5 protein-coding genes are annotated in these 5,069 nt (G+C 43.9%); 4 read left to right on the forward strand and 1 reads right to left on the reverse strand.

From position 1 onward, the window contains the following. Positions 1 to 170: 170 nt before the first annotated feature. Positions 171 to 1,529: a histidine phosphatase family protein gene (locus PN499_RS02945; RefSeq protein WP_272030202.1), complete on the reverse strand. Its 1,359-nt coding sequence runs from the start codon at positions 1,527 to 1,529 to the stop codon at positions 171 to 173. Between the two features lie 192 nt (positions 1,530 to 1,721). Between PN499_RS02945 and PN499_RS02950 the strand changes: the two genes are divergently transcribed. The 4 genes from PN499_RS02950 (at position 1,722) to PN499_RS02965 (ending at position 5,033) form a co-directional block, all read left to right on the forward strand. Beyond that, positions 1,722 to 3,308 carry a CPBP family intramembrane glutamic endopeptidase gene (locus tag PN499_RS02950; RefSeq protein WP_272030198.1) on the forward strand — a complete coding sequence of 529 codons (1,587 nt, stop codon included), beginning with the start codon at positions 1,722 to 1,724 and terminating at the stop codon, positions 3,306 to 3,308. A gap of 146 nt (positions 3,309 to 3,454) precedes the next feature. Further along, positions 3,455 to 3,667 carry a hypothetical protein gene (locus PN499_RS02955; RefSeq protein ID WP_272030199.1) on the forward strand — a complete coding sequence of 71 codons (213 nt, stop codon included), beginning with the start codon at positions 3,455 to 3,457 and terminating at the stop codon, positions 3,665 to 3,667. A 170-nt stretch (positions 3,668 to 3,837) separates the two neighbouring features. Further along, a complete protein-coding gene (locus PN499_RS02960) occupies positions 3,838 to 4,185 on the forward strand; it encodes an NINE protein (protein WP_272030200.1) in 348 nt (115 codons plus the stop codon). A gap of 149 nt (positions 4,186 to 4,334) precedes the next feature. Next, positions 4,335 to 5,033 (forward strand): helix-hairpin-helix domain-containing protein, encoded by a 699-nt coding sequence (locus PN499_RS02965; protein WP_272030201.1) that lies wholly within the window; start codon positions 4,335 to 4,337, stop codon positions 5,031 to 5,033. Positions 5,034 to 5,069 lie beyond the last annotated feature (36 nt).

A 5,069-nucleotide genomic window follows, 5' to 3' on the forward strand; every position in this document is an offset into this window, starting at 1 on the left:
GCCCCTAACCGCTGAAAGCGGTTGAAACCGCATCTACACAGACGAAACCCGCCTAGGCGGGTTACAATTCTTTCTACAGTCCGCGCAGGCGGACTTTGTTCGTGTAGCCGCGATTTCAATCGCCCAATAGACTTTTCCCTCTTCCCTAGCCCCTAGCCCCTAGCTATAATTTACAGAGCTCCTGCGGCAGTTTTGTCAAGGATACCTCCTGACAAGTGAGTAGTAATATTCATCGCTTGCAACACCGGTAGACCCTCTGGGCCATTGGGATAATCAATTACAGTGACGGCCCCATTTCCCTGTTTAAACTTCCAAAAATGCTCCGGTTCTAAGCCGAACAAATGACAGAGAATAGCCTTATTAATCGCATCGTGGGCGACAACAATGCCAGTACCAGAAGCAGAGGCAACGATATTTTTCCAAGCTACAATCGCTCTTTCCCAGACTTCCTGCAAATTTTCTCCTTCTGGCATTTGCACATTTTGGGGAGCCGTTTTCCACTCATCTAAGAGGCCGGGATACGATTGCTCAATTTCACTTTCAAACTTTCCTTCCCAAAGTCCATGACTAATTTCTCTGAGTTCATTATTTAGCTGCAATTCTACCTCTGGGTGATGTTGCAGGATAATCTCAGCGGTTTCCTTCGGGCGCAGCATGGAACTACTAATGGCAAAATCTAGTTTAACCTCTTTGAGAAACTCAGCAGCCCGCCGTGACTGTTCTCTACCATTGTCATTGAGAGGAACATCAATTTGCCCTTGAAATTTGCCAGCTTTATTCCAGTCGGTTTCGCCGTGACGCACTAGCAACAAACGCGGCCCGCGATGGCCTTCCCTTGGTTTAGGGAAAATTTCGCCAACATGGGAGGTAAGATTCATTGATTCTAGCTGGACTGCGCCCATATCCCCTCCAACTTCGGAAGAGGTGGCTAACAGAGATGGAAAATTTAGGACGGTGATACCGCAATTGGATTGCTGGATGGAATGGTAGTAAGCAGGGGGAATGCCGATCGCACTACCGATTAAAGCGCGGTTAATACCATTGTGGGCTACTACTAGAATTGTACCTCCGCTGTGGCGGGGCAGAACATCTTGCCAAAAGTGGCGGGCATTCTCAAAGATTGCTAATACGGGAAAGTGTTGGACTTCTGACTCATTCGAGAGTACCGCCATGCAAAATTTGTCGGATTGTTCTTGCCAGCAGCGGTAGTTTTCTGGGAATTTTTCTAGTACCTCTGAGCGTAGCATTCCTTCCCACAGGGGCAAATCGATCTCCATGAGTTGATTTGTCGCCTGCAAAGGTGGGGGATTTTTAATACTGGAGAGGATGATTTCGGCTGTTTGTTTTGCCCGTTGCAGGGGGCTGCAATAGGCACTTTCAAAGGCGATAGATCCCAGCATAGCGCCTACTTGAGTGGCGGCGGTGCAGCCTTTCTCTGTCAATACGGATTTATCGAGGCGGCCTTGGATGCGACGCTCTTTGTTGAAGCTGCTTTGGCCGTGACGGACTAGGATTACGCGGGTACTCAGGGTTCATCCTCCAAGTGAGCGGCTGGGACGGGGAAATAATTCTATACCAGATTTTACCTGTTGAGGGGACGATTTTTTAGTTTTTTTACCACTGATGGGTGGGGATGGGTTGCGCGATAATTCAATAAATTAGGTATTTTCAGGCAGATTTTGTGCTGAAATACGGTTAACAGAGGCAAGCTGGAGAATCCGATGACAGAAAAGCGGTCGATTTTAGAAACAGTGAAACGGTTGATTTTAGTAATTTTAACCGTAGGGGCGATCGCTCTGGTCGGTCTATCTTTGCTCCAAAGCTGGAATCAGCCACAAATTCAAAGCCGACTTGAACTATACCAGACTAACTTACTGCTCCACGCTGCGGAGTGGCAAGGAGAAAATAGCTCTAGTTCTAATCTAAGTAATGCCCGCACAACTCTGATCGGCGAGGAACCTTTTAAAGCAGCTTTGAAGCAATATCAAGAAGCTCAGCAATCTGCTAAAACCAGTCTGGAAAAGAAATTGCAGGAGTTTGCTAATCCCGAATTACAGCTAGCTAACCGCCAACAGTTACAAGCTGAGATTAATAGCTTAAAGCGATTGAGTGCTGAACTTGGCGTAAGATTAGGATTATTGCAGGTACAAAATGGAATAACGGATGCCGCTCTCAAAACTTGGGAAGATGTAATTAAGGGAAAAAGTGACCAGATTTCTGCCGATGAGTCAGTGGAAACTGCTAAAATTTTAGCAGGTCTTTGGAGTAACCCAGCTCAATTATTACCCGATGCACAGCCGCAAATTCAAAAGCATTTAGATGGCTGGTTTCGCTACAGATCGCTGAGTCAATTATATCAATTGCAGGAACGTTCCCAGGAGTTGCGATCGCTACAAGCATCTGAGCAATTTATCGCTCAACAAGCTGTAGGAAAATTAGCAATTGTAACTGGTATTCCAGGGTTGGGATTTTTAATCGGTATCGGGTTGCTGGTATTTTTAGGTATTCAATGGTTGGTGTCTCGAAAACAGTCAGATCCGGCAAATTCTGCTTCTGGCCCGATTCTTTTACGAAATGGGAATCTAGCTTGGGATACGCCTTGGGATGGGGAAACTATTTGGGAAGTTCTCGTTTTCGGCTTTTTCTTTGTGGGGCAAATCTTAATCCCCTTGTTAGTACCCTTAGCCTTAGCATTCCTTCAACTTAATCCTACTACCTTTGATGCCCGCACTAAGGCTTTTTATATTCTTGCTAATTATGTATTGTTAGCTACTGGAGGAATTTCGGTACTTTTCCTCTGTATCAAACCCTTTTTGCCCTTACCAGAAGGTTGGTTTCGAGTTAAATTAGGAGGAAGTTGGTTTTTGTGGGGTTTAGGAGGCTATTTTGTCGCGCTGCCGTTGGTGATTTTGGTATCCCTAATTAATCAGCAAATATGGCAAGGTAAAGGTGGGAGTAATCCGATTTTACCGATCGCATTGGAAAGTAAAGACGGGATAGCTTTAGCGGTGTTTTTCGCTACGGCATCGATCGCGGCCCCACTTTTTGAGGAAATCATCTTTCGAGGGTTTCTGCTGCCTTCTCTGACTCGCTACTTGCCTATTTGGGGCGCGATCGCCCTTAGCGGATTCGTGTTTGCGATCGCGCACTTGAATGCTTCGGAAGTTCTACCGTTGGCAACTTTGGGCATGATTTTGGGGTTTGTTTACACGCGATCGCGCAACCTCCTAGCTCCCATGTTACTTCACAGCCTGTGGAATAGCGGCACTCTCCTCAGCTTATTTATCTTGGGTAGCGGCACAACTTGAATCACAAGAGTTAGACTAAGGGAATAAATGTAAACTTTTGCGTTTTTTCCGAAAAACCTATGCTAAAAGTGTAGCTGCAACTGTTCAGCAACTTGACCTCTTGCTAATTTTTGTGTAAATTTTAGTAAGGATGAGACGGCAAAATCATGAGTAATGTAGATAGTCACAAGTTTGAAGGAAAATCCACTTGGATGCGTCTGTTGCCATACGCAGCATTAGGCATTGTAGTATTCTCTTTAAACTCAGCCAGCGACCTCAATTATTTCTTGAAAGGCTACTTGGTGCTGCTTGAAGCTCAAGCTGGTATAGTTTTAATATATTTTTTGATGTCAAAACTAGCCAGAAGCAAGAAACGTTAAAGTAGTAATGGCGAAGCATGACCGTCGATAATTTATTGGCGATCGTCAAAGATTTACTACCGGAATCGCTTACGCCTATACATAATATTTGCAAAAATGGGATAGTCCCAACTAAAATCCGTACTGTTACCTAACTTGAATGTTAAAATGTGAGGCAAGAGGTAAAAACGATGAAAGATAAAAGTGTAGCGATTTTACTAACTTTCTTTTTAGGGGGAATAGGAATTCATAAATTTTATTTAGGGTACAACTTTGCGGGAGTATTGTACTTGCTTTTTTGTTGGACATTCATCCCAGCAATTATCGCATTTTTTGACTTTATCGGCTTAGTTTTAATGTCAGATCAAGCATTTCAGGCTAAATATAACGGCGGCAGCTTGCCAGGGGGTGGGAACTCATTAAGATCGGCTAAAGATGTAACTGGTGCTTTAGCAGACCTGAAAAAACTTTATGATATGGGTGCGATCACAGCAGAAGAATATGAAGAGAAACGCCAAAAACTTTTGAAAGATTTGTAAGAAGGGGCTAGGGTAAGAGGGTAAGAGGGTAAGAGGGCTAGAGAGTCAGGGGAAGAGGGAAATAGAATCGATGATTTCAGCTACGATCGAGTGTTCTAACCGTCTTAGCGTTTGCTATAAAACTAAAAGTTGTTAAAGGTGGATTGAAAGTGTCGCAAGATTCCTTGTTACAGCAAGTGCCGAAGTGGGTTTGGTGGTCTTTTTTCCCCGGTTTCGGAGGACTCGCGATCGCCTATGCAGGTCAAAAATCTAACACTCCTAGCTGGGTTGCTGGTGGTGTAGCTTTGACGATCGCAGCATTAGCATTATCTTCAACCAATCTATCAGCGATCCTATGGCTGGCTCAAATTGTCACTGCCTTCTCTTTAAAAAAGCGCTATCTGATCAAGACTTCTCCCAGAAATTTGCTAATTCCTCAAGATGAAAATACTGCAACATTGATTGCGAATATTCGTGGTAAAATAGATATTAACGATTGTTCCAAAAACGATATTGTCAACGTTTTGGGATTGCCGATTGTCTACGCGAACGACATAGAATCATTGCAGAATGAAGGATATATTTTTACCCATTTAGAGGAACTATCAGAAATCGCCGGAATTCCAGAGAGTCAGGTGAAACGGATCGCGCCAATGGTGACATTTAGCTATGATTATAAAAAAGAAGCCCATTTAACTTGGAAGCGCTTAAATATACTTTCAGGAGAAGAACTAATTGATTGCGGTATTGAACCAGCAGTTGCCCAAAAAATCTTTGAAGAAAGGCGGCGAAAAGGGGAATATAAATCAGTAATGGATATCAAGCGACGGACGGGATTACCATTTCATAGTTATCGCGATATTGTATAAGATTTTTAGGCTGTTTTCTGAGCGTAACGCCCCCCA

The sequence above is a fragment of the Kamptonema animale CS-326 genome (genome assembly GCF_028330895.1).
Classification (GTDB): domain Bacteria; phylum Cyanobacteriota; class Cyanobacteriia; order Cyanobacteriales; family Microcoleaceae; genus Kamptonema; species Kamptonema formosum.

Bases quoted from the DNA above. Each gene is read 5' to 3' on its own strand.
- PN499_RS02955 (WP_272030199.1), top strand. From the start codon at position 3,455: ATGAGTAATGTAGATAGTCACAAGTTTGAAGGAAAATCCACTTGGATG.
- PN499_RS02960 (WP_272030200.1), top strand. From the start codon at position 3,838: ATGAAAGATAAAAGTGTAGCGATTTTACTAACTTTCTTTTTAGGGGGA.
- PN499_RS02950 (WP_272030198.1), top strand. From the start codon at position 1,722: ATGACAGAAAAGCGGTCGATTTTAGAAACAGTGAAACGGTTGATTTTA.